Source organism: Belliella baltica DSM 15883 (genome assembly GCF_000265405.1).
In the GTDB taxonomy this organism is placed as follows: Bacteria; Bacteroidota; Bacteroidia; order Cytophagales; family Cyclobacteriaceae; genus Belliella; species Belliella baltica.
Genome location: NC_018010.1, coordinates 3,783,778 through 3,810,114, shown reverse-complemented (window position 1 = coordinate 3,810,114; position 26,337 = coordinate 3,783,778). Strand labels below are relative to the sequence as shown.

The 26,337-nt window shown below is 36.6% G+C and carries 24 protein-coding genes and 1 other RNA gene; 10 read left to right on the top strand and 15 right to left on the bottom strand.

Annotation, left to right across the window (positions count from 1 at the left end; genetic code table 11):
- Nucleotides 1–19: 19 nt before the first annotated feature.
- Nucleotides 20–223: a Txe/YoeB family addiction module toxin gene (locus tag BELBA_RS20530; RefSeq protein WP_085931046.1), complete on the top strand. Its 204-nt coding sequence runs from the start codon at nucleotides 20–22 to the stop codon at nucleotides 221–223.
- A gap of 28 nt (nucleotides 224–251) precedes the next feature.
- Here the strand turns inward: BELBA_RS20530 and BELBA_RS17270 are convergent, their stop codons facing one another.
- Entirely contained in the window at nucleotides 252–854 is a 603-nt protein-coding gene (locus tag BELBA_RS17270) for a carbonic anhydrase (protein ID WP_014773963.1), read from the bottom strand.
- Nucleotides 854–2,608 (bottom strand): SulP family inorganic anion transporter, encoded by a 1,755-nt coding sequence (locus tag BELBA_RS17265; protein ID WP_014773962.1) that lies wholly within the window; start codon nucleotides 2,606–2,608, stop codon nucleotides 854–856. The genes BELBA_RS17270 and BELBA_RS17265 overlap by 1 nt, the downstream gene beginning before the upstream one ends.
- Nucleotides 2,609–2,879: 271 nt before the next feature.
- Here BELBA_RS17265 and BELBA_RS20265 point away from each other — a divergent pair, with 271 nt between their 5' ends.
- The 3 genes from BELBA_RS20265 to BELBA_RS20255 all read left to right on the top strand — a co-directional run bounded on the left by BELBA_RS20265 (nucleotide 2,880) and on the right by BELBA_RS20255 (nucleotide 4,567).
- Nucleotides 2,880–3,182: a hypothetical protein gene (locus BELBA_RS20265; protein ID WP_245531095.1), complete on the top strand. Its 303-nt coding sequence runs from the start codon at nucleotides 2,880–2,882 to the stop codon at nucleotides 3,180–3,182.
- On the top strand, nucleotides 3,083–3,844 hold the full coding sequence (locus BELBA_RS20260) for a metallophosphoesterase (protein ID WP_342626380.1): 762 nt from the start codon (nucleotides 3,083–3,085) through the stop codon (nucleotides 3,842–3,844). Before BELBA_RS20265 ends, BELBA_RS20260 begins: the two co-directional genes overlap by 100 nt.
- A 129-nt stretch (nucleotides 3,845–3,973) precedes the next feature.
- Entirely contained in the window at nucleotides 3,974–4,567 is a 594-nt protein-coding gene (locus tag BELBA_RS20255; protein ID WP_245531093.1) for a 5'-nucleotidase C-terminal domain-containing protein, read from the top strand.
- A 51-nt stretch (nucleotides 4,568–4,618) separates the two neighbouring features.
- Here the strand turns inward: BELBA_RS20255 and BELBA_RS17255 are convergent, their stop codons facing one another.
- On the bottom strand, nucleotides 4,619–5,839 hold the full coding sequence (locus BELBA_RS17255) for a DEAD/DEAH box helicase (protein ID WP_014773961.1): 1,221 nt from the start codon (nucleotides 5,837–5,839) through the stop codon (nucleotides 4,619–4,621).
- 224 nt (nucleotides 5,840–6,063) lie between these two features.
- On the opposite strand from BELBA_RS17255, the gene BELBA_RS17250 reads away from it, so the two are divergent.
- Nucleotides 6,064–7,029, top strand: a complete 966-nt coding sequence (locus BELBA_RS17250) for a bestrophin family protein (protein ID WP_014773960.1) — start codon at nucleotides 6,064–6,066, stop codon at nucleotides 7,027–7,029.
- Nucleotide 7,030: 1 nt separating this feature from the next.
- Here the strand turns inward: BELBA_RS17250 and BELBA_RS17245 are convergent, their stop codons facing one another.
- From BELBA_RS17245 to BELBA_RS17210, 8 genes are all read right to left on the bottom strand, one after another.
- Nucleotides 7,031–8,104 carry an MBL fold metallo-hydrolase gene (locus tag BELBA_RS17245; protein ID WP_014773959.1) on the bottom strand — a complete coding sequence of 358 codons (1,074 nt, stop codon included), beginning with the start codon at nucleotides 8,102–8,104 and terminating at the stop codon, nucleotides 7,031–7,033.
- 175 nt (nucleotides 8,105–8,279) lie between these two features.
- Nucleotides 8,280–8,846, bottom strand: a complete 567-nt coding sequence (locus tag BELBA_RS17240; protein ID WP_014773958.1) for a YdeI/OmpD-associated family protein — start codon at nucleotides 8,844–8,846, stop codon at nucleotides 8,280–8,282.
- A complete protein-coding gene (locus BELBA_RS17235) occupies nucleotides 8,830–9,711 on the bottom strand; it encodes an MFS transporter (RefSeq protein ID WP_014773957.1) in 882 nt (293 codons plus the stop codon). Before BELBA_RS17235 ends, BELBA_RS17240 begins: the two co-directional genes overlap by 17 nt.
- 45 nt (nucleotides 9,712–9,756) lie before the next feature.
- Nucleotides 9,757–10,038, bottom strand: a complete 282-nt coding sequence (locus BELBA_RS17230) for a GNAT family N-acetyltransferase (RefSeq protein ID WP_014773956.1) — start codon at nucleotides 10,036–10,038, stop codon at nucleotides 9,757–9,759.
- A 10-nt stretch (nucleotides 10,039–10,048) separates the two neighbouring features.
- Nucleotides 10,049–11,449, bottom strand: coding sequence for an aldehyde dehydrogenase family protein (locus BELBA_RS17225; protein ID WP_014773955.1), 1,401 nt, complete (start codon nucleotides 11,447–11,449; stop codon nucleotides 10,049–10,051).
- Nucleotides 11,446–13,086: an acetolactate synthase large subunit gene (locus tag BELBA_RS17220; protein ID WP_014773954.1), complete on the bottom strand. Its 1,641-nt coding sequence runs from the start codon at nucleotides 13,084–13,086 to the stop codon at nucleotides 11,446–11,448. Before BELBA_RS17220 ends, BELBA_RS17225 begins: the two co-directional genes overlap by 4 nt.
- A 227-nt stretch (nucleotides 13,087–13,313) precedes the next feature.
- On the bottom strand, nucleotides 13,314–13,874 hold the full coding sequence (locus BELBA_RS17215) for a porin family protein (protein ID WP_014773953.1): 561 nt from the start codon (nucleotides 13,872–13,874) through the stop codon (nucleotides 13,314–13,316).
- A gap of 167 nt (nucleotides 13,875–14,041) precedes the next feature.
- On the bottom strand, nucleotides 14,042–14,716 hold the full coding sequence (locus BELBA_RS17210) for a hypothetical protein (RefSeq protein WP_014773952.1): 675 nt from the start codon (nucleotides 14,714–14,716) through the stop codon (nucleotides 14,042–14,044).
- A gap of 71 nt (nucleotides 14,717–14,787) precedes the next feature.
- On the opposite strand from BELBA_RS17210, the gene BELBA_RS17205 reads away from it, so the two are divergent.
- On the top strand, nucleotides 14,788–15,783 hold the full coding sequence (locus tag BELBA_RS17205; protein ID WP_014773951.1) for a LuxE/PaaK family acyltransferase: 996 nt from the start codon (nucleotides 14,788–14,790) through the stop codon (nucleotides 15,781–15,783).
- A gap of 186 nt (nucleotides 15,784–15,969) precedes the next feature.
- Here the strand turns inward: BELBA_RS17205 and BELBA_RS17200 are convergent, their stop codons facing one another.
- The gene (locus BELBA_RS17200; protein ID WP_014773949.1) at nucleotides 15,970–17,130 is read right to left on the bottom strand and encodes a sigma-54-dependent transcriptional regulator; all 1,161 of its coding nucleotides are present in this window, start codon (nucleotides 17,128–17,130) and stop codon (nucleotides 15,970–15,972) included.
- 25 nt (nucleotides 17,131–17,155) lie between these two features.
- An RNA gene (rnpB, locus tag BELBA_RS19195) (RNase P RNA component class A) lies at nucleotides 17,156–17,556 on the bottom strand.
- A 419-nt stretch (nucleotides 17,557–17,975) separates the two neighbouring features.
- Here rnpB and BELBA_RS17195 point away from each other — a divergent pair.
- The 3 genes from BELBA_RS17195 (at nucleotide 17,976) to BELBA_RS17185 (ending at nucleotide 21,803) form a co-directional block, all read left to right on the top strand.
- A complete protein-coding gene (locus BELBA_RS17195) occupies nucleotides 17,976–20,405 on the top strand; it encodes a TonB-dependent receptor (RefSeq protein WP_014773948.1) in 2,430 nt (809 codons plus the stop codon).
- Nucleotides 20,406–20,591: 186 nt separating this feature from the next.
- On the top strand, nucleotides 20,592–21,056 hold the full coding sequence (locus BELBA_RS17190) for a hypothetical protein (RefSeq protein WP_014773947.1): 465 nt from the start codon (nucleotides 20,592–20,594) through the stop codon (nucleotides 21,054–21,056).
- Nucleotides 21,057–21,209: 153 nt separating this feature from the next.
- Nucleotides 21,210–21,803 (top strand): DUF3109 family protein, encoded by a 594-nt coding sequence (locus BELBA_RS17185; protein ID WP_014773946.1) that lies wholly within the window; start codon nucleotides 21,210–21,212, stop codon nucleotides 21,801–21,803.
- A gap of 11 nt (nucleotides 21,804–21,814) precedes the next feature.
- Here the strand turns inward: BELBA_RS17185 and BELBA_RS17180 are convergent, their stop codons facing one another.
- A complete protein-coding gene (locus tag BELBA_RS17180) occupies nucleotides 21,815–22,585 on the bottom strand; it encodes a YdcF family protein (RefSeq protein ID WP_041779429.1) in 771 nt (256 codons plus the stop codon).
- Nucleotides 22,586–22,654: 69 nt separating this feature from the next.
- Nucleotides 22,655–22,912, bottom strand: a complete 258-nt coding sequence (locus tag BELBA_RS17175; RefSeq protein ID WP_014773944.1) for a hypothetical protein — start codon at nucleotides 22,910–22,912, stop codon at nucleotides 22,655–22,657.
- Between the two features lie 204 nt (nucleotides 22,913–23,116).
- Here BELBA_RS17175 and BELBA_RS17170 point away from each other — a divergent pair, with 204 nt between their 5' ends.
- On the top strand, nucleotides 23,117–26,062 hold the full coding sequence (locus BELBA_RS17170; protein ID WP_014773943.1) for an FAD-binding and (Fe-S)-binding domain-containing protein: 2,946 nt from the start codon (nucleotides 23,117–23,119) through the stop codon (nucleotides 26,060–26,062).
- Nucleotides 26,063–26,337 lie beyond the last annotated feature (275 nt).

Below are 26,337 nucleotides of genomic sequence, written 5' to 3'. Positions count from 1 at the left end.
CAAAAAACGATAAACAAAAATCTTATTAAAAATTGACAAACTTTTTGATGAATTGAGGAAGAATCCAAAAACTGGAACGGGAAAGCCCGAAAAACTTAAATACTATACAAAACCAACTTGGTCAAGAAGGATCAATTCCAAACACAGATTAATATACAGAATTGAGGAAGATAAAGTGATAATTCTGGTTCTTACTGCTTGGGGTCATTACGATGACCATTAAATCTTCGAACAGCCCAAAGGATTTTTTCTTAAACCACGACCTCTTCTTTCAAATTTCTTACCAAGCCAGTAGAGAAATCAAATACCCAAGCATGTAAATTAAGTTCAATGTTATTTGACATTGCTTTTTTGTAAACGGACGTTTGCTTGATATTTTCTATTTGTTCTAGAACATTTAATTCTACCAACCGATTGAGCCTTTCATTTTCATCTGTAATTGAATCTAGGTCTTTTTTATAATGTCTGATCACATCTTTGATATTAGCTAGCCAGTTATCAATCAGTCCATTGGCTTTGTTTTCATAAGCAGCTTTAATTCCTCCGCAGCCATAATGACCATACACGATGATGTCTCTCACTCCCAAAGCTTCGACAGCATATTGCATGACAGAAAGAAAATTCAAGTCTGTATGCGATACAACATTAGCGATGTTTCTATGAATAAAAAACTCCCCCAATTCTGTCCCAAATACTTGAGAAGGACTTACTCGACTGTCTGAACAGCCAAGCAATAATGCTTTTGGATGTTGTCCAACTTTTAATTCTTTGAAGTATTCAGGATTTTTGGATAATACTTCTTCTACCCAATTTTGATTTTTGGATAGATATTGATTGATATTAACCTGACACATTACTTTTTTAAATTAGATTGGATAGCATAAGGCGTATATTTTTCCAAAGTCTCTGAATCCATCTTATGGTCAAATGAAGAGACTGCTGAATTGTCATCAACAAATACATGGTCAGCACCGACAGACTCTAGGATTGCCCACCTATTGAGGACATCTCTAACAGGACCTTTGATACTAGTCATACAGATATCAGTGCCAGAATTTCTCCAAGTATTGATCCATTCATTGAGTTCGTGAGCACCTGTACTATCGATATTGGTGACAGATTCCATATTGAATACAATCATTTTCACCTGATCATTTCGCTCATGAATCCATTTGTCAAGTTTGTCTTTGATATATTCTACATTGGCAAAATAGATAGGCCCATCGATTCTTATCATCAAAAGATTTTCCTTTACATCCAAATCGGAGAATCTATCAATATTTCGATAAATATTGGATCCAGGAACTCTTCCTAATTGTGCCATATGTGGCCTTGAAGCTTTATAGATCACCACTAAAAGTGACAAGACCATCCCAGAAATAATTCCAGTCTCAATACCCAAGGTCAGAGTAATGATAAATGTCGCCACAAGCATGGTGAAGTCAAATTTATCTTTGTGCCACAAGTGAACTGGCTCTTTGAAATCTATCAATCCTGAGACAGCAACCAATACAACAGCAGCTAGAATTGCACTTGGTAAATTGTAGAATAAGCCTGTAAAAAATAAAAGTGTCAAGACGATCAAAACAGCACTGATAATTGATGCCATGGTTGTTTTTGCTCCTGCGTCGTTATTTACAGCCGTTCTAGAAAACCCACCAGTTACAGGGTAGCCTTTAAAGAATGCAGATCCAAAATTTGCTATACCCAAAGCGATCAATTCTTGATTGGCATTGAGTCGATAGTTTTTATGCTTTGCTTGGATAGTTTTAGCCACTGCAAAACTCTCAGCAAATCCTACTAGCGAAATAGTAAAAGCTATTGGTAGAAGTGTTTTCCAAGATTGCATGTCAAATGATGGAGAAGATAATGTTGGTAATCCACTTGGTACATCACCTACGATTTTGACGCCATATTGTGTTAGATCAAAACTTGCTACTAAACCAATCCCGACAACTACGGCAACCAAAGGTGCAGGAAAACTTTTATGGATTTTCTTACCGTACTTGATGATGATGATACCAATTAAGCCAATTGCAAAGGTGATCCAGTGGATATCTCCAATATTTTGAAAAATGGCTACAGCCATTTCTTGAATATGCTCAGAATTAGGTAAGTTGATTCGGAATAGATGCTTGATCTGACTCAGACCAATAATGATAGCAGCAGCGGAAGTAAAGCCACTGATTACGGGGTGGGAGAGGAAGTTGACTACAAAACCAAGTTTGAGTGCTCCCATTCCAAATTGAATCAAGCCAACCAAAAAGGCGAGTGTTAGTGCATAAATCAAATATTGTTCGGGAGATCCAGCATTCAAACTTGCTATACCCGATGCTGTCAAAAGTGATACCATCGCCACAGGACCAACTGCGAGCTGTCTAGAGGTACCAAAAATCGCATAAAGTAGAAGCGGAACAGTCACGGCATACAAACCATGAATAGGCTCCAATCCGGCGAGCATGGCGTAGGCCATTCCTTGAGGAATCAGCATAATCCCTACGGTTAACCCGGCTGAGAGGTCACCTTGCAGATCTGTTTTTTTATACTTGGGCAGCCATTCCAAAATAGGAAGGTAGCTTTTTAACTTTTTGGAAATTGTATTGCTCATAGTCTAATTGCTATTTGAAGTTAGTAAAAATCAGGATAGGTCACACCATTTTCTGTTTTCACTCCACAAAAGTCATAACTATTGAGATTAGCTTTGGTGATGTTTGTTACATCCAAGAGATGATAGTTTAAATTGAGATAAGTTTTCTCTCTTTGTAACAATTATCACTTCTTCGATTTTTAGATTTATACATATTTGCTTTGTGACTTATTGAATATTCAAACTACCTTACAACTAACGAGTAGCTTGAAATAACCGCTAATACCCAATTATGAAAAAATCTAGAAGAAGTTTTATTGCAAAGCTCGGCGCTTTGAGTGCTGGAACAGGTTTGATCTCTTTAGCTCCAGGTTGTGCCAATGAAACTCAAAAACAAGCCGCAGATTTAGACGATAACCCAAAAACAAACTTTAAAGTCAGTATTTTCCAGACCACAGATGTTCATTGTCAGATTCATCCGCATGATGAACTCTATTGGGAGAATGGCGAGTCTGTTTTCAAAAAAGCTGGGGGTATGCTAATTTACATACATTCATTCAACAAGAACGTGCCAAAGTTGAAAATTCATTTTTGATTGATACAGGCGATATGTTCCAAGGCTCTATGCTTTCTGTAAAAACTGAAGGTGAAGCCATGGTGCCCATACTCAACGCCATGAGTTATGATCTCTATCTACCAGGTAACTGGGAAGTGGTCTACTACAAGAAATCCATGCAAGACCTCTTAGGTTCACTCAATGCACCCAAGGTATGTGCCAATATGTACCACGATTTGGGAAATGGACAAAAAGGAGAGTTGATTTTTCCTCCATACTACATTTGGAGGGTCAATGGGGTGAAAATCGGATTTTTGGGATACAATGATCACCTAGTTCCAAATCGACAATCTCCAAATTATAGTGAGGGAATAATTTTCACTAAACCAGAAGAAAATGTTGCTCACTATGTAGATGTCTTGAAAAATCAGGAAAAATGTGCTTTTGTAGCCATCGTTTCACATATAGGACTTTCTCAAGAAATCGCTTTAGCTAACAATCCTGCAGCAGAAGGAGTGGATTATATTTTGGGAGCTGATACGCATGAAAGAGTAAGAAAACCTATCCAAGGTAAATTTGCAAAAGTGGTTCAGCCAGGAGCTTTTGGCTCTTTTTTAGGAAAGTTGGAATTGACTTTTGAAAAAGGGAAAGTTGTGAATGATTCCTATGAATTGATGGATGTGTTATCAGATGAAATTTAAGCTTCTGAGAAAATTGAGAAAATTATAGAAACCGTTGAAGCTCCTTTTAAGGCTGATATTGAGACTGTAATTGGGTATAGTACGATTCCACTTTACAGGTATTTTGTTATCGAAAATCCTATAGATCAGATGGTCTTAGATGCTATAGAATGGAATATGCCTGAAATAGATATTGTCTTATCGAATGGCTTTAGATTTTGCCCACCAAATGCCACACCTGACCAAACAGGAAATATCCCAATCACGAGAGGAAATGTCTATGATATGTTGCCGGTCGATAGTATAGTAAGAACAGGGAAGGTCACTGGACTTCAGCTGTTGAACTGGTTAGAGAAAGAGCTTAATAATGTATTTGCAGAAGATGCTTCCAAGCGTTTTGGTGGATGGGTAATCAAATTCAAAGGAATGGAAGTTGAATTCAATGCATTTGGAAATGAAGGAGAAAGAGTCAAATCTGTAAAAGTAGCAGGTCAGCCTCTTGATCTAGATAAACTCTATTCAATAAGTGCATGTGAAAGGGATGGCGATCCAGCTGATGTTGTTTGTCGAATGAATAATGTCAAAGATGTCGTAAACAAAGATTTGACTTTACATCAAGTGATGTTAAGTTATCTGGCAAAAAATTCACCTGTCACACCGACACCGAAGGGTGCAGCAAAAGCATTAGATGCTCCTGCAACCTTACTTACACAAATGTCTGGAGTGGACTATGATTTCAGATAAAAAACAAAAAAAAAATAGCCGTGAGACATATTTTCACGGCTATTTTTTTGTTTAGCTTCTTCCTTTATGGTGTGGCTTGCTATGTGGCTTTCGGCCTTGAGTTTTAGCCTTTACTTTTTGTAACAAACTTCCTCCTGCAGGCATTTTTGAAGGATAAGGTTGGTCAGTGATCACTGGAATATCTTTTCCAATCAACTTTTCAATATCTTTCAATTCTTTTCTTTGCTCTTCATCACAGATGGAGATGGCTATACCAGTGTTTCCTGCTCTACCAGTTCTACCTATTCTGTGTACATAAGTTTCAGAGACGTTTGGCAAATCATAATTGATTACGTGAGCCAATTCATCTATATCAATTCCTCTTGCTGCAATGTCAGTAGCTACCAAAACTTGTAATTTCCCGGCTTTGAAGTCTTTCAATGCATTTTGACGTGCATTTTGACTTTTGTTTCCATGAATTGCTGCTGCTCTTACTCCATCGCGAGCGAGGAATTTCACTACTTTATCAGCACCATGTTTTGTTCTGGTGAAAACCAAAGCTGTTCTAATTCTATATGCATCAAGTAAGTGCTGAAGCAATTTTGGCTTGTCGTTTTTATTAGTATAGTAGAGTCTTTGATCGATTTTGTCAACCGTAGAAGAAGGTGGTGTCACCTCCACTTTCGATGGATTTCTCAAAAGAACATCTGCCAGTTTCTGGATTTCAGGTGGCATAGTAGCAGAGAAAAATAAAGTCTGTCTTTTTGCGGGAAGTAAGGCAATGATCTTTTTAACATCATGGATAAAACCCATGTCCAACATTCTATCAGCTTCATCTAGGACAAAAAACTGAAGTTGTCTTAAGTCAATAAATTTCTGATTGATCAAATCCAAGAGCCTTCCAGGCGTGGCAACAAGAATATCAACCCCTCTTTTTAAAGCGTTGGTTTGATGAAGTTGAGAAACTCCCCCAAATATCACGGTATGCTTGATGTCTGTGAATTTTCCATATGCAGCAATACTTTCATCTATTTGTATAGCAAGCTCTCTGGTAGGGGTAAGTATTAGCGCCTTTATTCCTGGTCTTCTTTGTTTTTGTAAAGCAAGAAGCTGGATAATCGGAATAGAAAATGCGGCTGTTTTCCCTGTGCCCGTTTGGGCACAGCCTAAGAGGTCTCTTTGTTCCAAAACCAATGGAATGGCTTTTTGCTGAATAGGCGTAGGTGTAGTATATCCTTCATTGACTAATGCTTTAAGGATAGGTTCTATTAAATTTAAATTTTTGAATGCCATAAGGCTGTGTAAAATTGTGGCTGTAGGAGATGTTGTATGATCTGCGTCAGCGGAAATATTTTTTAAAAACGGCTTACAACTTGCCGATCTTTTTACAAAGTGTCACAAAGATAAGATAAATAAATTTAGAACGCTCTTGAATAGATTTTTCCATAATTTCATTAACTTGAAAATCTGTTTTTAAGATTTTTGGTATGTATGTAAAAAGATATTACAGTCTTTAGATGACTGTTAGGTGGTCTAGAAAGCCTCTTTTCTATGGATTATTTTACTCAGCAATAATTATCGCTATTTATGAAATCACGGCGATTCCGTTTACGCTGCCTTGGGAACCGATTAGCGTCATAGGTATAGCGGTAGCTTTTTATCTTGGATTCAAAAACAACAGTTCCTATGACCGAACTTGGGAAGCTCGCAAAATATGGGGCGCAATCGTCAATGACAGTAGAAAATTTGCGATAGCTGTTCTGACTATGATTGACTCGAAAGATGGACAAAAACATCAAGATTTAAAAAAGGAAATGGTTTATAGGCACATTGCTTGGATGCTCTCTTTAAAGCATGTGTTACGAAACAAAAAATCTTGGGAACACAATGAAGATCCTGAGAAGTTAATTTTTGCCCCTTCATTTTGTAGTGAATATGTCGGAGGCTTGACAGCTGAAGTTGAAAAGTACCTCAATAAAGAAGAATTTGTCTTCCTTCAAACTAAAGGCAATATCCCATCTCAGATTCTCAAAAAACAAAGTGAAGAAATAGAAAAGTTGAAAAATGAAGGTCTTATTTCTGACTATAAGCAGGTTTGGTTTCATCAGATCATCAGTAAGCTTTATGATAATCAGGGGATGTGTGAGCGTATCAAAAACTTCCCGCTTCCCCGACAATACGCATCTACTGCACTCTGGATGAATTATGTATTTTGTGCGCTTATTCCTTTTGGTTTACTGAATATATTTGATCAATCGACAGCCTTACATGTTTGGTTGACGATTCCTTTTTCAGGGTTGATTATTTGGATTTTCTTTTTAATGGACAAAATCGGTGATTATTCAGAGAATCCTTTCGAAGCTGCTTATAATGATGTACCAATATCTTCTATAGCACGAGCAGTAGAAATCGATCTTCGAGAAATGCTTGATGATACTGATATTCCGGGTTCTTACCCTGTGGAAAATGGATTCTTGATGTAAGTTATTCTTGAAGCAAGTTTAACCCCAAAATAGGCTCTACGAGCTGACCCTTAATTTTATTTTGGTTAGCACTCAACACATCCCAAGGCTCCAAAATCGGCTCATCAGATAGGTCAAATGTCCCATAATGCATGGGAATAAAATATTTTCCTCCCATAGAATTGAAAGCGTCGATTGCATTGAGTGGACTGATGTGAGACTGGTACATAAACCATTCGGGTTTGTAGGCACCTATTCCCATGATACTATATTCAGGGGACCCGAGTGTGTTTTTGATATCTTCAAAATGCTGTCCCTGACCGCTATCACTCATGAAATAAATTGATTTTTCATTCGATTTCAAATAAAAACCACCCCAAAGACTTTTGTTGTCATCGTTCAACCATCTTTTTGACCAATGTCGGCTAGGGACAAAATGAATTTCTAAGGATTCAATAGGAAGATTGTAGGATTGATACCAGCCGGCTTCTTGTACTTCCTGATCATCGATCCATGAGGATATTACAGATTTCATTCCCAATCCTGTTAAAATTTCTATCTGAGGATTTTGTTCGATCAACCATTCAATAGTTGATTCATCACAATGATCTCTATGATTATGTGACAAGAGGAGATAATCAATTTTTGGGAAGTTCTCTAATAGAAAAGGTAATTTACTTTTTCTTTTCAAGAAAAAATTATCCATCAATATTGGATCTGTGACAAATGTGATCCCATTTAGTTGCATCAAATAACTTGCATGTCCAAGCCAAATAATGTAATCTTCTTTTGTTTGGAAGTCAAAAGTTTGTGAAGAGATGGGTAAACTGCGAGTGTCATTTTTCTTTTCTTCGTTCTGTGGGTTTGTACTCAATTTCCATTTCAGTACGTCTTTTAATGAAGCTTCGAATGGATGATATAAATTCGAAAATCTACCTTTGGAATCTATTGGAGTTCCTTTCCAGTTTGGACTAGGGGCCGTGGTTTTCAAAGAGGAATTGGAAGTGAAGTTCATTTCAATTTGTTCTACTGGTTTTACTATCATGTAAATCATAATAGCAGGCACTAAAAGTGCAAAAAGGTATTTAGGTTTCATGAAATGCTTAACAAGTGAGTATGTTTAATAGTTTTTTTCTTTAAATCTCTTTCCTTTCCAGTAGACACTTAAAATAGTATATTCATTTAAATTCCTTCAGCAGTTGATCATTGATAATTCTCCGTATAATTTCGAGTGTTTTCTTTACCTACTGAAACAATAAAGGAAAAGCATGCTACTTTTTATATTGATCATTCAGTCCTTTTCCTGCAATGATGAGAGGTTTTATTTTTTCAAGTCTTGAGATTTGAGTTGCCTCTCTTTTGGCTTCGATGATGTAGTCAGCATACTCTTTTTGTTTGGAGAGACTTAGTTTTTCAAATGCTGCTTCGAGTTCATCATTTCCTGATAAGGCATCAGCTAAAACCCCAGTTATTTCTATATTGTCGATTTTTTCTGCTACCCACCTTTTTCCTTGCTTTTCATTATCAATTGCCTCTTCTATATAAGAAATTAATGTCTTTTCATCGATTTCTTCCATCGAATTGAGTCGCCATTGCCGCAGTGCTTTTGTTTTTCCTTCTTGTGCATTGATGAATACATTTTTTGGGTCTTTGAGAAAAACTCCATTGTAAAACCATATTCCAAAATAGTTTTTGAATCCACAGATTCCTATAATATTATGTCCTTTAAAAGTATAGACATCAATTCCCCATTTGATTGTATGCTGCAGGGTGGTTTTTTGTTCTACGATAGATTTGAGTAAGTCAAGCTCTTCTTTCCATTTATTGTCTTTTGACATACTTTACTGGGTTTGTTTTGAATGTTGAAATTAGTCCGAATAGGGGGCCAATAGCTAAAATAAGAAATAGATATTGGGTTGGGATCTCAATCATCAAAAAATTGAGTAACTGAATGCTAAGGATCGTAATCGCAAATCCTATGCTATTTACGATAGTTAGTGAAGTCCCTCTTGAATCTGAAGGGGCATTTTGGGCTACAAGTGTAGAAAACATAGGTGAATCAGCAGTTACAGCGAGTCCCCAGATAAGGAGGATAGTGATTAAAAGGATGAACGAAGATTGGTTGATCAAAAATGGGGAAAGTAAACAACAAACCCCTGAGATAGTCAAAGCAACTTTCGCGATTGTTGTTGGGTGAATTTTTTGAGAAATTAATCCCCCTAAAGCACATGAAATTCCTCCTATTGCTATAATCAAAAAGGACCAAAATGAGTTGTTGATTTCTTGGTTATTTAGTGTTTGAAAGTGGATCAAAATAATAGGGATAAATGCCCAAAAAGCATATAATTCCCACATATGGCCAAAATATCCAAATGCCGCTGAGCGGAATTTTTTAATTTGAAAGACTTTAAAAAATGCAGATGGATTGAAGGCCTTACTAGCCTTTCTGTAAGGTCCATCGGGAACAAAAGTAAGAATCAGAAATCCTCCAAAAACTGCCAAAGCACTGGTAGAATATATTGCAAACTCCCAAGGGAGTTGATCTGTTAAGCTTCTAACCAAATGTGGGAAAGCTGTTCCCAAGACTAATGCACCTACCAAAAATCCCAAAGACTTACCAAGTCCTTTTACACATGCTCCTGAATGGATGCATTTTTCGGGCTTCCAAGTGATAGTTACGTCGCCATTTGAATATTCTTTCATATTTCTGATTTTTGATTATACAGTATAAGAAATTTTAAATAGAAATTAGATTTCGATATCTTGGATGCTTTCATTTTTATCAAATATTGATTTTGCAAATGGACATTGAGGATGAATTTTTAAATTTTCAGACCGGGCGAATTGAACTCCTTCTAAGACTAGTTTTTCACCTAATCCCCCTCCCTGATCTTTTGCATTTACTTCTGTATGATTAATTGTCATTTTCCCTTTTCCATCCAATTGATAAGTCATTAGCCCTATTTTTTTAGAACTGTCATAAAGATCGAATTGACCTTTATTTTTTAGTTTTTGATGTTTGATTTCCATGATTTAACGGTTAGAGCATTTTACTTTTGATTACCATTAACTTCTCTCTTGTCATTTCGTGCATAGAGTAGGGGATTCCTCCTAGACCTTCACCTGATGCATCTCTTCCTCCAAACGGCATCCAATCTACTCTAAAAGCGGTGTGGTCATTAACCATTACTGCTGTTGCATTGAGTTTTTGAACGGTATCTAAGGCAACTTCTAATTCTTTTGTGAATACTGCTGCTTGGAAATGATAAGGGAGAGCATTAGCAAGATCAATTGCTTTTTCTCTTTCCTTGTATGGATAAATACAAACTACTGGACCGAAAATTTCTTCTTTGGAAACTGAGATATCTTGTGAAGGATTCCATAAAACTGTCGGCTCAAAACAGGTGTTAGATATTCTTTTTCCACCACATAGAACTTCTGCCCCACTTTCTTGGGCTTCATTCACCCATTCTTCAATTCGATCAACTTCTTTGGGTAAAATCAGTGGGCCAACCTCCGTCTTTTTGTCTAAAGGATCACCAACTATGAGGTTTTTGGCTTCTTTTGCTATTTTCTCAGCGACATTTCTTGCAATGTCTTCATGAACAAACACCTTTTGAACTGAAACACAAACTTGTCCAGCATGATAGAATCCACCTTTAGTAAGTGCAGGGATCATTTCTTCCAAATCCGCATCTTTTTCCACAATCACTGGTGCAGCTCCACCATGCTCCATTGCTACACGAGTACCCTCGGCAACTTTAGATTTCAAATACCAACCTACTTTGGCAGAACCGATAAAAGATAAGAAATTGACTCGGTGATCTGTGACTAACGCTTCAGCAGACTCGTTATCTGTTATGATTGACTGAACCCATCCATCAGGAACACCTGCTTTTTTCAGAATTTTAAGAAATGCCAAACAAGACAATGGCGTAGTTGATGCTGGCTTGATGATGACAGGACAGCCTGCGGCAAATGCAGTTACTGTTTGATGAATAATCAAGTTTAGAGGGTGATTGAAAGCAGAAATCGATGCTACTACGCCGATAGGTTCTCGAGTTGTGAATGCGATTCTATTGATGGAAGCTTGAGTAAGTCCCATCGGAATTTGCTTTCCTGCAAGTTGACCAATTTCTTGGGCGGCGATTTTTACTCCATTGATTGCGCGAAGAACTTCCACTTTTGAATCCTGATAGGGTTTACCACCTTCTTCAGCCGCGGTTTTGGTCAGCTCTTCAATTTTGCTTTTCATGATTTCTTGGACGCTTTCCAAGATTTCTATTTTTTTGAAGGAAGGAATCCATTTTTTTCTATCCTGAAAAAGTTTGAAGGCTATCTCAAGTGCTTTTTCCACTTCAGTTTTGCCTACCATCGGGATTTCTTTAATTAGTTGTTGATTATATGGATTATGTACTTTTAAAGTTTTCGAATTGCTCATAGTTTGTTTACTTTTTCTTTTAACATTACATTGAGTATAGGATGATTCAGTGAGTAATCTACTGGAAGATCTATCAAGTGAACGCCATCCGAATTGAGACAATGAGCTAAGATCTTTTGAAAATCCTGATCACTTTCAGGTCTGTAGCCATTAGCTCCATAGCTTTCTGCATATTTAACAAAATCTGGGTTTTTATAATCCAAACCGAAATCATCAAACCCCATATCTTCCTGCTTCCACTTGATCATTCCATATGCCGAATCATTCAAAATGATTACAGTAAGGTTGAGATTCAACCTAACAGCTGTTTCCATTTCTTGCGAATTCATCATAAATCCACCATCGCCACAAACAGAAACTACTCGTTTGTTTGGATTTAACAATTTGACCATCAAAGCTGAAGGTAATCCTGCACCCATCGAAGCAAGCGCGTTGTCTAGGAGTAGGGTGTTAGGTTGGTGGCAAATGTAATTTCTCGCAAACCAAAGCTTATATACCCCATTATCTAAGGTAATGATATCCTCTGATGCTAGATGGGTTCTCAATAGATTGACCAATCTTTGTGGAAGCATAGGGAATCTTTCATCTTCAAAATATTTGCCAAGATGCGAAGAAACCTCCTCCTTAACTTTTTTGAAGAAATTGAAATCCCAATGATCCTGTGGCTCAATCTGAGTCGAAATGGCATTTACTGCGCTGGTAATATCCCCCACTACATTGAGTTGTGGGAAATAAACAGGATCAACCTCTGCTGGAGAAAAGTTTACATGAATTACTTTTTTACCTCCTTGCTTCATGAAGAAGGGAGGTTTCTCAATTACATCATGTCCTACATTGATGATCAAATCAGCTGCTTCAATGGCTGCATGGAGAAAATCATTACTTGATAAAGCTGCTGTTCCAAGGTATTTAGGGTGTCTTTCGTCTATGACCCCTTTTCCCATTTGAGTATTGAAGAAGTATATGCCAGAATGATCTACAAATCCTTTCAATGCATCACAGGTGACTTTTCTATTTGCTCCTGCACCAATCAATAGTAATGGCATTTTTGATTTTTCGATCATTTTAACAGCTTGATCTATAGCTAATTCGTCAGGGTTTGGGATGATGTGGCCAGTGACTTCAAATACCGTCTCTTCACATTCTTCTTGAGCAATATCCTCAGGGAATTCTAAATGTACCGTTCCTGGTTTCTCTTCAATAGCAATTCTAAATGCCTCTCTTACTTGAGAAGCGATATTGTTGCTATTCACAATCTGCTTGGTGTATTTGGTTACAGGTCTCATCATGTCCACTACATCGATGATTTGAAATCTAGCCTGTTTACTTTTTTTGATTGGTTTTTGTCCTGTAATCATCATCATGGGCATTCCTCCAAGATGCGCGTAGGCAGCTGGAGTTACCAGATTTGTAGCTCCAGGGCCTAGAGTGGCCATACAGACGCCGGGTTTGCCGGTCAATCTACCATAGGTAGCTGCCATGAAGCCCGCTCCTTGCTCATGCCTGGTAAGGATAAGTTTGATTTTAGAATTCTTGAGAGATTGAAGGAGGTCTAAGTTTTCCTCGCCTGGTACGGCGAAAATGTATTCCACTCCTTCGTTTTCCAATGCTTTGACAAAAAGATCTGATGCTTTCATCTGTTTGTGGTTTGTTTTAAGGGTTCAGATGGAATGCTCAAAATAATTACTATTCGGATAGAAACTTGTTTTTGATGAGCATTTCATAAAGTATAAATAAGGTAAGATTAAAAACAAGATACACCTATATAACTCCTTTATCCCCGAAATGATTTCGTTGATTTCGATTTTCTCTAAATGCAGAAAGTCCCAAAAGGGACTTTCTGAAATATTTTTAATTTAAAATATTAGAACCTTAATCCCACTGAGAGTTGTACCACTCTATTGGTAACCTCGGCGTCAGGCTTTACATCGGTAAGACCCAGATTATACCTTCCTTGTACGAAAAGTGGCCCTAATAAATGTAGTGTAGCACCACCTGCTAATGCAAAGTCAAAAGTATTTGAATCAGAGACATCCACATTTTGAGACTCACTCATCAAGAAGGATACTTGCGGTCCTAAATCCAAGCTTAGCCTGTTAGGGATCAAGTAGATTCTTGCCAATACAGGGATTGATAGGTAACCCAATTCATTTTTGAAATCTTCCTGTGCTCCTGCAAAAGTTAGATTCGACCCAACTGTCGAATACAGTATTTCTGGTTGAATGGAGAATTTAGAACTTAAACCAAGCTCTACAAATGCACCTGCATGATAGGAAGTAATGCTTTCTTGGTTGAAATCCTCAACATTCCCAGCAAAATTGGCGAAGTTAGCGCCACCTTTGATTCCAAAGTTCAAGCCCTGAGCGAAAGATTCTGTAAAACCTATCAGAGCTATCAAGAGTGTTAGATAAAGTGATTTTTTCATAGTGTACGATGTTTAGTAAAAGAATAAATATGCAACTTTGAGTAAATACGATAAGCATATACTTAAGATCGATAATTTTAATCAATTCAACATTTTTCTTGCCAAAACCGCCTAAAAAAGAAAAGTTTGGCATTTTTAGCCAAACTTTAGTGAAATCTATTTTAATGTTACCTCCTCGTGATTTGATTGAGCGTGAGTTCAGGACTAGAGACCACGTTACTTTTGTTCAATTGCCTATCTTGAATTTGCACATCAATTCTCAAGGTGTCATTTCGGAAAATTGACTCCCAACCAAAGGAAAGCATATTGTAGCGGATACTTCCTTCTACAGCTTGTGTTCTATTGTCTGGGAGAATTCTCGGAAAACGACCATTGAAAGTTGTGAAAAATGGAGGGTCTTCCCATCTGAATTCTTGGAATACACCATTTCGTTTGATAAAGAATTTGACAAAAATATTATTGTGATCAGGGTTTTGTTCTACCCAGACAGTATCTCTAAATACTTGATTGTTGATAGTTGGGTTGATTGCCCAGTCTAGTCGGTTGTAATTAGGTGCACCTGGAGGTCTTTGGCTGTAAGTGATCACACTTCCTCCCGCGTCTCTGATAAAATTAATGGCGTTGAAGGGAGGATTGATATCGGTCGGATTGAGTCCAATATCACCTTCTGCATCTCTGAATCCAATGGTCACCATCAATGAATCTGCACCTGAAGTATTGACAAATTCTAATTTTTCAAAGACTATTTCTGGAACAGATGGAAAGTTGTCCGGTGGAGTGATACATGCCACCGTCATGACTGTAAAAAGTAAGGTGTAAATCAGGTGTTTGATGCTGTCCATGCCTAGGATTTATTGATTAGGATTCTACTCTTGTAAAATTGCTTAATTTTGACAAGACAAATTATAAAACGATGAATTATTTCAAAAGTTTTTCTGAAGATATCCTTTATTCAAGGATAAAAAATTTTGAAAAAATGGCTTTAGAGCTTTTTAAATTCCAAGCGGTGGAAAATAAAATTTATAAAAGGTACTTAGAAGCGAGAAAAATTGATGTTAACCAAATCAATAGAATAGAAAAAATACCATTTTTACCACTTAGATTTTTTAAAGATCATCAAGTTGTAACGGGTGGATCTGCAGTATTTAAAGATTATTATTCAAGTAGTGGCACAAGCGGAGCAATTACTAGCAAACATTATATTTGGTCAAAAGAATTTTATTTAAGACATACGCTGAATCAGTTTGAAAAAGTATATGGGGATATTTCAAATTTCCATATTTTGGCACTTTTGCCTGCTTATATGGAACGTCCAGGAAGTTCTTTAGTCAGCATGGCGGAATATTTTATCCAACAATCCAAGTCAATTTACTCGGGCACATATCTTTACAATCATGATGAATTGATAGAAAGACTTCAGGTTTTAAAAAATGACGATAAAAAAGTGCTCCTTCTTGGGGTCACTTTTGCGCTATTAGACCTTGCTGAAAGTAGTTTTGATTTTCCCAAAATGGATAATTTAATCGTGATGGAAACTGGAGGGATGAAAGGTAGAAGGAAGGAAATGATTCGCGAAGAGGTTCATGAAATTTTAAAAATTGCTTTTCATCAGAAAGAAATTCACTCTGAATATGGTATGACAGAATTGATGTCGCAAGCTTATTCTGTTGGGAATGGTAAATATACTTTGCCTGATACAATGCACGTTATGCTTAGAGATGTCAATGATCCATATACTTGGGCTGAAAGAAGTCAAGGTGGAATAAATATTATTGATTTAGCTAATTTTCACTCTTGTGCTTTTCTAGAAACACAGGATTTGGGGAGATTTGATAAAGCAGGCGAACTAGAAATATTAGGTCGATTTGACAATAGTGATGTCAGAGGATGTAACTTAATGGTCATTTAATTTTGTATTGCTCAAAAAATAAAACATATTTGATTTCTATTAAAAAATAAATCTATGAAAAGGTTAATCGTTGCTATCATGGCGGTGGGAATTTTGGCATTAAGTTCTTGTGCTTCAAGTAGACCATGCCCAGCTTATGCCAAAGCTCTTGACGCAAAAGAAATTAGAGGTTAAAAAATATGCTGACTATTGAAAGTCAGCATATTTTTTTATGTCTTCGAGACAAATCGTTTTTTCTCCCAAAATCACCAATCTTTCCACAACATTTCTCAATTCTCTAATATTTCCAGTCCAGGGATATTCTTTGAGTTTTGAGAGTGCATTTTTATCAATTTCCTTCTTGGCTGTTCCATATTCTTTTGAAATGTCCTCCAAGAATCTATCTACTAATAAAGGAATGTCTTCTTGCCTGTCTTTCAAAGGGGGAACTTGAATTAGGATGACGCTCAACCTGTGATAAAGATCTTCTCTAAATTTCCCCTCTTCAATTTCCTTCTTCAAATCTTTATTTGTAGCAGCCAATACTCTAACATCAACCTTAATATCTTTATCGCCTCCTACACGAGATACTTTATGCTCTTGCAGTGCTCTCAATACTTTCGCTTGTGCAGATAAACTCATATCTCCGATTTCATCTAAAAACAAAGTACCACCGTCTGCTTGCTCAAATTTACCTTGTCTTTGCTTGACAGCAGATGTAAAAGCACCTTTTTCATGACCAAACAATTCACTTTCTATTAATTCAGCTGGTATTGCTGCGCAGTTTACCGCAATGAAAGGTGCTGTTGACCTATTGCTTTTTTGATGCAACCAATGTGCAACAAGTTCCTTTCCTGTACCATTTGGCCCTGTAATCAGGACTCTTGCATCAGTCGGAGCTACTTTTTCAATGGTATCTTTTACTCGCTTGATTGGTTCAGACTCACCCACCATATCTAGCTTTTTAGATAGCTTTTTCTTAAGTGTTTTGGTTTCAGTTACAAGCTCCTTTTTATCCAAAGCATTTCTTACTGTAAGCAAAAGTCTATTGAGGTCAGGTGGTTTTGGAACAAAATCAAAAGCTCCTTTTTTAGTAGCTTCTACGGCTGTCTCAATGGACCCATGGGCAGAAATCATAATGAACTGCGGTTGCTTTTCTAAAGTGGAGGCTTTTTCTAATACTTCCATTCCATCCATTTTAGGCATTTTGATGTCACATAGGACGAGATCAAAATCTTCTTCTTGGATTTTTCTCCATCCTTCTTCTCCGTCCTGAGCTTCGGAGATTTCATATTTTTCGTATTCTAAAATTTCTTTCAAAGTGGCCCGGATGACCTTTTCATCGTCAATAATTAGAATTTTTGCCATATCGTAGATTTAAGATTTGATGTAAAAAGAGTGCAAGCCTATAAGCCGGGTTCTGTGTTCTTTTTGCTTTGCAATAAGAATGCTTGTCATTTATCTAGATCTGCCCTCGCGAACAGACTCAATCAACCTACCCATCCCGCAGAAAGACGAGCAGCCTTTTCCAGAATTGAATCTGGTGCGGGACCTATTTGGTCTTTCAACCCATAAGGTTTGCCCTGCTCCCAATGTCGCCATTGGGACGGTGGGCTCTTACCCCACCATTTCACCCTTACTCCGATCAAGATCGGGGCGGTATATTTTCTGTGGCACTATCTGTAGCCAAGTCGTCACCAACTTGACCCCTTCCCGTTAGGAAGTATGGCGCTCTATGTTGCCCGGACTTTCCTCTCTTTCGTCAGACGAAACAGCGACAAGCCAGCTTGCACTTCGCAAATAAAAGAATTTTATTTCACTCTTTGCTTATTATAATTAGATGTATATGTCCTTTAAAATTGATTACTGCAAAGAAAATTTATTTCCTGTATGCCCATAAGAAGTTTTTTGCTCTACCTAAAGCGATGTTAATTATGTAAAACCTCTTTAATTTATTTAGACTACCACATAGAGTTATAGGAAATCAAACATCAAGAAGAAGTAGTGTTTATTATAAATTTTGATTAAATCTGATTTCATTTTGGGTTCGTATTTTAAAATTCACGTCTAATTGATTTTTTCTATTTCTTGAAAAGACAGATAGGTAAAAAGTATGAAAAATTATTAAAGCTTATTTGGATCAAGTTTAAATAGAGAATACTTTTGCATCATTAATTATACTAAATCTAAATAAGAATAGTCAAAAATTATCTATGAAATTAAAATTAATTGCTTTGACATGCTTGATTGGAATGTTTTTAGGAACAGCAGATTTACAAGCAGCAGTAAATAATGGTGATGAAAAATCTTTGGTAATAACAGGGAAAATAAAATCTTTAGATGGAGAGATAATTCCTTTTGCAAATATTTTGGTCATGGGTACTGTAAAAGGAGCCTATTCAAATCTGGATGGAACTTTTGCAATATACGATCTAGAAGATGGAGAATATACCATAAAAGTTTCGGCTGTAGGTTTTAAAACATTTACAAAAGAGGTGAATGTAAAAGAAGGTCAAATCAATCAATTGGATTTGGTTTTTATGGAAACCGGCGTGGAGATGCCGCAAATAACAGTTATAGCAGACAAGGATCGGGTTTTTAGTAAAGTGCCTGGTTCTGTTACTTATATTGATCAAAGAGAATTGAATACAATTTCTCCAATCAGTGGAAATGAAGTGTTAAGAAGATCTCCTGGTGTACATGTGGTAGATGAAGAAGGTATTGGTATGCGTGTCAATATTGGGATTAGAGGATTAGATCCAGATAGAAGTAGATCAGTTTTGGTTCTTGAAGATGGTGTTCCAGTAGCGCTTGCACCTTATGGAGAGCCTGAAATGTATTATACTCCAGCTATAGATAGAATGGCTGGTGTTGAGATTTTGAAAGGATCAGGTCAGATTCTGTATGGTCCTCAGACCATTGGAGGAGTAGTGAATTATATTTCTCCAAATCCCCCACAAGAGCAAGAAGGCTCTATAAGAATTCAAGGAGGTCAAGGTGGGTATTTTTCTGGTTTGGTTAATTATGGCAATACCTTCGGGAATACAGGTATGCAAGTCAATCTTTTGAAAAAGAGAGCGGATAATGTTGGCCCAACAAGTTTTGATATTACTGATTTCAATACCAAATTTTTATTCAATATCAATGACAAATCTGAGCTAGGTTTGAAATTAGGATTGTACAATGAAGTTTCGAATTCCACATATATTGGTTTGAATCAAGTCATGTATGATCAAGGTGGACAGGATTTTACGAGACTTGCTCCCGATGATCAGCTTGATGTTTCTAGATATTCTATCAGTTTCAGCCATAAATATAGATTTAGTGAAAAGGTGAGATTGAATACCATTGCATATGCTTACACAACAACAAGAAATTGGAATAGACAAGATTTTACAATTAACAGTACAAATACGCCTCCTTCAAATTGGACTGGAGTAGTTTGGGGAGACAGAGATATCCCTGGAGGAGCTATTTTTATGAGGGATGGTACTGGAAATAGAAATAGACAATTTGCAGTTGGAGGGATTGAGCCAAGGTTAGAAGTTGATCATAACTTATTCAATCTGAAAAATGAACTTACTGTTGGAACCAGATTGCTTTGGGAGCAAGCCAATGAACAAAGAGTAAACGGGACAAAAGCGGGTGTAAAAAGTGGGGATCTTGTAGAAGATGAAGTGAGAACAGGGAATGCTTTTTCAGCCTATGCTCAAAATAAATTTTCACTTTCAGAAAAAATTGATTTCAATATTGGTGTCAGATATGAAAACTTCAACTATGAAAGAGATATTAGAAGGAGAAGTTTTGCAGGGATAGGAGTGAGAGATACAGCCTTGGTTGCTGGAAATGTGATCCATGAAATCATCCCTGGAATGGGATTCAATTATAGACCGATTCAGAAGCTTAATTTCTTTGGAGGCATTCACAAAGGATATGCTCCTCCAAGAACGAAAGATGCTATCACTTCCACAGGTGATGTTTTAGATTTAAATGCAGAAGAAAGCTGGAATTATGAATTAGGTTTCAGATCAGAATTGTCTAGTTGGGCATTTATGGAAATGACTGGATTTTTTATGGATTTTAGCAATCAAATTATACCTGTATCAGAATCTGCAGGAGGACTTGGTTTTGGTGTAGTCAATGCAGGTGCTACGAGACACAGAGGGGTGGAATCTGCACTCATTTTTGATTTTAGCAATCTACTTGGATTTTCAAAAACTAAATTAACTTACGATGTGAATGCAACATATGCATTGTCAACATATGCTGCAGATAGATTTGTAGATGATGTCAATATTAATGGAAATAGAACTCCCTATGCGCCAAACTGGTTTGTGAATTCAGCTTTGACTTTGGAAACTGAATCTGGTTTCGGTGCAAGATTATCCATGAATTATGTAGGAGAGCAGTTTGGAGATGAATTAAATACTGTTGTTCCGTCCTTAGATGGTAGAATTGGTAAAATTGATGCTTACACGATATTTGATGCAATGCTGAGTTATGATGTAGAAAGATGGAATTCTAGATTTAATTTAAGTATTAAAAACCTATCAGATGAACGCTATATCGCTACACGAAGGCCTCAAGGCATAAAAGTAGGTATTCCTAGATTTATCACTGCGGGCTATGAGTTTAAATTTTAAGAAAAAAAGTTAAATATTTTTCCAGAGTTTAAAACATTCTTATCACATCCATGTTTCATTGTCAGTAAGGCTTTAAATAGCTTTTCTTCATAGTGCTGGGTTGAGCCGTTCCGAGAAATCGGGACGGTTCTTTTTTTGATCCAATCGTCATATTTTTGTCGTATCTGTCTGTATAAATCAAATTTTATGAAACAGACAATCAAAGTATTTATCACAGGATTATTTCTATTCACGATTACCCTAGGCTGCTCAAAAGAAGATGAAATTCCTGACCCTAACGCAATTTCTGCAACGATCACTGCAAATAATGTTGGAACATCGGCTTATATCTTTACATCAATTGAGGGTAGCGGTGCAACTTCTACTTTAAATATGGATAATGCTGCATTAACGCTCAAAATCGGATCACGCTATCAGATTATAAACTTGGCTGGACTTCCCCATCCATTTACGATCAGAGGAATAGGAAATACGACGCTATTGGCACAAAATGATGTGGTCGGAACTTTCGAAAGTAATTCAGCTGTAAATTTCATAGCAACGGATACTGGCATCACATTTACTTTGACTGCCGAAATGGCCGCCCAAATTGCTCCTTACCAATGTGGTAGGCATGCGGCAATGACTGGAAATATCAGTGCTATTAACTAATAAAAAAAACCGGGTTTGCAGCCCGGTTTTTTTGTTATTGCTTTTTCTAAGTAAATGAACATCTTTGAAAAAGTGTAGGAATAATTATCCAAACCTTTTATCGAGGTAAAGAGAAGCTTTTTTGTAGCTTTGCGATCAAAGAAATTATAAAGCATGATATTAGTTGGCAACGCTGTAATAAGCGATGATATAAAAGAGCAATTTTTTGTTTGTGATTTGGAAAAATGCAAAGGAGCATGCTGCGTAGAAGGAGACGCCGGAGCCCCACTTGAAGATGAGGAGACCCAAATTATTGAAGAAATCTATCCAATAGTTAAAGATTACATTACCCAAGAAGGAAGAGATGCTGTTGAAAGACAAGGAACTTGGGTCATCGATAAAGATGGAGACAAAGGAACACCTACCATTGGAGACAATAGAGAATGTGCCTACGCGCTTTATGATGAAAAAGGAATTTTAAAATGTGGTATTGAACAAGCTTACCTTGATGGTAAGATCGCTTACAAAAAGCCGATTTCCTGTCATCTCTATCCCATTAGAGTAAAAAAGTATGATGATTTCGAAGCATTAAATTATGATCGCTGGGATATTTGCAGTGCGGCTTGCGTTTTGGGTTCTAAACTTGGAGTGCCGATTTACAAATTCCTCAAAGATGCTTTAATCAGAAAATTTGGAGAAGATTGGTACGCTGAATTAGTAGAAGAAATCGAAGGTGGAGAATCAAAAGAAGAGATAAAAATTGGATGAGTAAGTTTAATTTAAAGATATCCAACTATCTTATACATCATAATTCCGATCCATTCTTTGAAAAGTTTTTGCCAAATAAAGATCGAATTTGGATCGGGATACAACAAATTTGAAAGGTCAAATTTATTATCATATCCATAGTAGTCAACTGGATATGTATCAGTAATTAATTCGGCTTTATCAAAACAACCTTTTGATCGGTACATGTGAAATGCAGAGGTAATCAAAAGATGTTTTTGAGTTTCAGAATAGCCCAAGTTATCCAATATTTCTTTTGTGAAAACAGCATTTTGAAATGTGTTTTTAGCCTGATCTTCTAAAATAATATCTCCTTCATCGACGCCAGCAATAAGCATAAAGTCTCTCAAAAGTGCAGCTTCCGTATTGGAATTGGTAGGATTGAGCCCCTGACCACCTGTGATGAGGATTTTCTTGATTTTGCCTAGTTTATAAAGCTGCATTGCATGCGTCGCTCGGTCTGCTCCTTTGTTGAAAAACGTTCTGTCGTTGGTGTTTTTGTCCAAATTGGTCACACCTGTAAGTACTATTCCGATTTCATAAATAGGCAAGGAAGAAATTGCTTTAAAATCAGGTTCCCAAGCGTTCATTACTCTATTGCTGATGAATTTGTTACTGAAGAAAACTAAAAGAATGATACCAGCAATTAAAATGCGATTTCCTTTTTTATTCTTCATTCGAAAAAATCCATAAATGATCAGAATCAAGCAAATGCTCAATGGCATTACTAAAATACTTAAGAATTGGGAGAGGTAGAAAAACATTATTAATCCAAAATTTTCAGAAAGATAAACATGGAATTTAAAAAATTGGAGTGTATTGAAGTGAATTAATTAAGCTACCATCAAATAATAAAAAAAGATTCCCATCAGAAGGCTTAATACAACAAAAATGATGACTGAACATTGATTTCTTTGATCTCTTCGATCAAATCTTTCATTAATCATTTCTGAATAATTTTTAGGATCTCTGGAAGCAGGATTTTCTTTGCCTTGATTATAAGGATTATCAGAAATCTTAGTTCTTCCACTTCGGAGGTTTCTATTATTCTTCGTGGAATTAATCATATCAAATCCTGTCATTCCTGCCATAATTTCTCGGGTTTATCAACCTCAATATACCCAATGTAATTGGGATTCTCAAATTGAACAAATTATCTGTGACAGTTTTAGTGGGAAAATGCTTCTTTCGATTTTTTACTCTCTTGCATAATATGTTTTGATTAAAGAAGATTTTAGAAAATATTCCCGATAAAAAATAGAGTTTGGAAACCTTCGATTAGTTATTTTTGGAACATGCCTATATCTAAACCTAACCTATTGCCTTTTTTGCAGAGTTTATCTTCTCAATTAGATGGGGAGTTGAAATATGATACACTCACAAAGACACTTTATGCCACTGATGCTTCTGTTTACAGGGAGATTCCATTAGCTGTCGCTTTTCCAAAAAATGATACAGACATCAAAAAGTTGATTGCTTTTGCAAAAAAACATCAAACATCATTGATTCCACGTACAGCGGGCACTTCCTTAGCTGGACAGTGCGTAGGGAATGGAATTGTGGTCGATGTTTCCAAGTCTTTTACCAAGATTCTTGAATTTAATAAAGAAGAAAAGTGGGTTAGCGTACAGCCAGGTGTGGTTAGAGACGAGCTCAATAGGTTCTTAAAACCACATGGGTTATTTTTTAGTCCGATTACCTCTACAGCCAATCGAGCCATGATCGGTGGAATGGTTGGCAATAATTCATCTGGGACAACTTCCATTGTGTATGGCACTACAAGAGAAAAAGTGATTTCTCTTAATACCATTTTGAGTGATGGAAATTCCGTTACTTTTGGACAAGTGAGTAAAGCTGAGTTTCAGCAAAAATGTCAATTAGACTCTCTGGAAGGAAAAATATATCAGCAGATTAAGGAAGAACTTTCGAAAAGAGAAACACAGAAAGAGATTAATGATAATTTCCCTAAAAAGTCAATTCATAGACGAAACACAGGTTATGCAGTCGATTATTTACTGGATTCTGAAATATTTTCAGAAAATGGAGACCCATTTAATTTTTGTAAACTACTCGCAGGTTCAGAAGGAACGTTAGCATTTACCACAGAAATAAAAATTTCTTTAGATCCACTTCCTGATCCCATAGAAGTCGTTGTTGCGGCACATTTTAACTCTATCCATGAAAGTATGAAAGCAGCTCAGGTTGCAATGAAGCACCCTGCTACAGCTGTGGAGTTGATGGACAAGATTATTTTGGACTGCACCAAAGAAAGTATAGAGTATAGCAAAAATAGATACTTTGTGGAAGGCGATCCCTTGGCTTTGTTGATGGTGGAGTTTACCGGAAAAACAGAAGAAGAAGCTAGACTTAAAGCAGAAAAGTTAATTTTAGATCTTCAAAAAGCGGCTTTAGGTTACGCTTTTCCTGTGATAGAACCTAGTATGACAAAATCAGCATGGGCTTTGAGAAGTGCAGGTTTGGGTCTTTTGGCCAATATTCCAGGTGATGCAAAAGCAGTGGCATGTATAGAAGATACGGCAGTTGATATCGAGGATTTAGCAAATTATATAGATGAATTTGATAAAATGATGGAGTCTTATGGGCAGCAGCCTGTTCATTATGCACATGCAGGAGCAGGAGAGATTCATTTAAGACCCATTTTGGATTTAAAGAAAAAATCCGATCAAGAAGAGTTTTACAAAATTTCTCTGGATGTCGCCAAGTTAGTAAAAAAGTACAATGGCTCTTTGAGTGGTGAACATGGGGATGGAAGGGTAAGAGCACCATTTATTCCATTGATGGTGGGGGAGGAGAACTACCAGCTTTTTAGACGAATTAAATACACTTGGGATCCAGATAATATTTTCAATCCAGGAAAAATTGTAGATACTGCTCCTATGAATACTTCGCTTCGCTATGAAGCAGATGTAGAAACTCCCATTCTAAAGACATTACTCAATTTCGATCAGACTGGAGGGATTTTGAGATTGGCTGAAAAATGTAATGGTTCGGGAGACTGTCGTAAGCTTCCTGAATCAGGCGGTACAATGTGTCCAAGTTATCAAGCAACACGTAATGAAAAAGATACGACAAGAGGTCGAGCAAATGTGTTAAGAGAATTTCTGACCCTTGACAAAAAAGAAAATGCCTTTGATCATTCAGAAATCAAAGAAGCCCTCGATTTATGTTTATCATGCAAAGGCTGTACAGCAGAGTGTCCTTCTAATGTAGATATGTCATCTATGAAGGCCGAATTTCAGTATCAATACCATAAAACACATGGCACTCCGCTTCGATCAAAGGCTTTTGCTCATATCAATGAACTCAATGAATTAGGATCGAAAGTTTCTGGATTAGCCAATTTCGGTCTTACGAATTCATGGACAAGTGGTCTGATGAAAACTATATTGGGTGTTGCGCCTAAGCGTCAACTTCCGAAAATTTCAAATCAAAGTCTAAGAAATTGGTATAATAAGAATTATGAAAACTTACCAAAGCCAAAAAAAGTAATCAAGTCACTTTATTTATTTATTGATGAATTTACCAATCATAATGATACAGAGATAGGCATAGTAGCGATTAAGCTTTTAAATAAACTAGGTTATGATGTGAAAGTGGTAGATCATGATGAAAGTGGTCGATCGGCATTGTCTAAAGGATTGCTTGAAAAAGCCAGGAAACATGCTGATAGAAATGTCGATGTTTTTCAAAATATTATAGATGGTAATTCACTTTTGGTTGGGATTGAACCTTCAGCAATATTGAGTTTTAGAGATGAGTATCCAAAGTTAGTTTCCGAGGAATTTGTGGAAGGAGCAAAGAAATTGAAATTCCATACCTTATTAATTGACGAATTTATAGGAAGAGAAATAGCTTCTGGAAATATCAAATCAGAATCTTTTACCAAAGAATCCAAAAAAATCAAACTTCATGGACATTGTCATCAAAAAGCAATGTCTTCCCTTTCATGGACGCAAAAATTATTATCCTTACCAGAAAACTACCAAGTGGAGGTAATCCCTTCTGGATGTTGTGGCATGGCAGGTTCTTTTGGCTACGAGTCAGAGCACTATGATTTGAGTATGCAGATAGGAGAGATGGTACTCTTTCCAGCGGTGAGAGAGGCTTCCTTAGAAACACAAATAGTAGCACCCGGAACATCCTGCAGGCACCAAATTGCAGACGGAACTTCAAGAAGAGCAAAGCATCCTGTAGAAGTTCTTTGGGAAGCTTTAATTTGATTTAGCAAAATCTCTAGTCAATTTGGAATTAAGAGTAACTAAAAATAAATTAATTTTTATAGAAATATTCATATAATTATAAAATATATTTCATCCCTGTTTTTTAACCGTTCATCCCTTTGATGAAAAAAAAATTCTTGTATTTTAAATATAAAAAATTGCTTTTTATTACATATTAAATGTATATTGCGAAGGATTTAAGCTAGTAAATCAATTCTTCAGTTTAATTTAGGACAGAGTTGTAGAAGTTGATTTAATAAATAAGCTCTCCAAAG

Bases quoted from the DNA above. Each gene is read 5' to 3' on its own strand.
- BELBA_RS17270 (WP_014773963.1), bottom strand. From the start codon at position 854: ATGTGTCAGGTTAATATCAATCAATATCTATCCAAAAATCAAAATTGG.
- BELBA_RS17265 (WP_014773962.1), bottom strand. From the start codon at position 2,608: ATGAGCAATACAATTTCCAAAAAGTTAAAAAGCTACCTTCCTATTTTG.
- BELBA_RS20265 (WP_245531095.1), top strand. From the start codon at position 2,880: ATGAAAAAATCTAGAAGAAGTTTTATTGCAAAGCTCGGCGCTTTGAGT.
- BELBA_RS20255 (WP_245531093.1), top strand. From the start codon at position 3,974: ATGGTCTTAGATGCTATAGAATGGAATATGCCTGAAATAGATATTGTC.
- BELBA_RS17255 (WP_014773961.1), bottom strand. From the start codon at position 5,839: ATGGCATTCAAAAATTTAAATTTAATAGAACCTATCCTTAAAGCATTA.
- BELBA_RS17250 (WP_014773960.1), top strand. From the start codon at position 6,064: ATGACTGTTAGGTGGTCTAGAAAGCCTCTTTTCTATGGATTATTTTAC.
- BELBA_RS17245 (WP_014773959.1), bottom strand. From the start codon at position 8,104: ATGAAACCTAAATACCTTTTTGCACTTTTAGTGCCTGCTATTATGATT.
- BELBA_RS17240 (WP_014773958.1), bottom strand. From the start codon at position 8,846: ATGTCAAAAGACAATAAATGGAAAGAAGAGCTTGACTTACTCAAATCT.
- BELBA_RS17235 (WP_014773957.1), bottom strand. From the start codon at position 9,711: ATGAAAGAATATTCAAATGGCGACGTAACTATCACTTGGAAGCCCGAA.
- BELBA_RS17230 (WP_014773956.1), bottom strand. From the start codon at position 10,038: ATGGAAATCAAACATCAAAAACTAAAAAATAAAGGTCAATTCGATCTT.
- BELBA_RS17225 (WP_014773955.1), bottom strand. From the start codon at position 11,449: ATGAGCAATTCGAAAACTTTAAAAGTACATAATCCATATAATCAACAA.
- BELBA_RS17220 (WP_014773954.1), bottom strand. From the start codon at position 13,086: ATGAAAGCATCAGATCTTTTTGTCAAAGCATTGGAAAACGAAGGAGTG.
- BELBA_RS17215 (WP_014773953.1), bottom strand. From the start codon at position 13,874: ATGAAAAAATCACTTTATCTAACACTCTTGATAGCTCTGATAGGTTTT.
- BELBA_RS17210 (WP_014773952.1), bottom strand. From the start codon at position 14,716: ATGGACAGCATCAAACACCTGATTTACACCTTACTTTTTACAGTCATG.
- BELBA_RS17205 (WP_014773951.1), top strand. From the start codon at position 14,788: ATGAATTATTTCAAAAGTTTTTCTGAAGATATCCTTTATTCAAGGATA.
- BELBA_RS17200 (WP_014773949.1), bottom strand. From the start codon at position 17,130: ATGGCAAAAATTCTAATTATTGACGATGAAAAGGTCATCCGGGCCACT.
- BELBA_RS17195 (WP_014773948.1), top strand. From the start codon at position 17,976: ATGAAATTAAAATTAATTGCTTTGACATGCTTGATTGGAATGTTTTTA.
- BELBA_RS17190 (WP_014773947.1), top strand. From the start codon at position 20,592: ATGAAACAGACAATCAAAGTATTTATCACAGGATTATTTCTATTCACG.
- BELBA_RS17185 (WP_014773946.1), top strand. From the start codon at position 21,210: ATGATATTAGTTGGCAACGCTGTAATAAGCGATGATATAAAAGAGCAA.
- BELBA_RS17180 (WP_041779429.1), bottom strand. From the start codon at position 22,585: ATGTTTTTCTACCTCTCCCAATTCTTAAGTATTTTAGTAATGCCATTG.
- BELBA_RS17175 (WP_014773944.1), bottom strand. From the start codon at position 22,912: ATGGCAGGAATGACAGGATTTGATATGATTAATTCCACGAAGAATAAT.
- BELBA_RS17170 (WP_014773943.1), top strand. From the start codon at position 23,117: ATGCCTATATCTAAACCTAACCTATTGCCTTTTTTGCAGAGTTTATCT.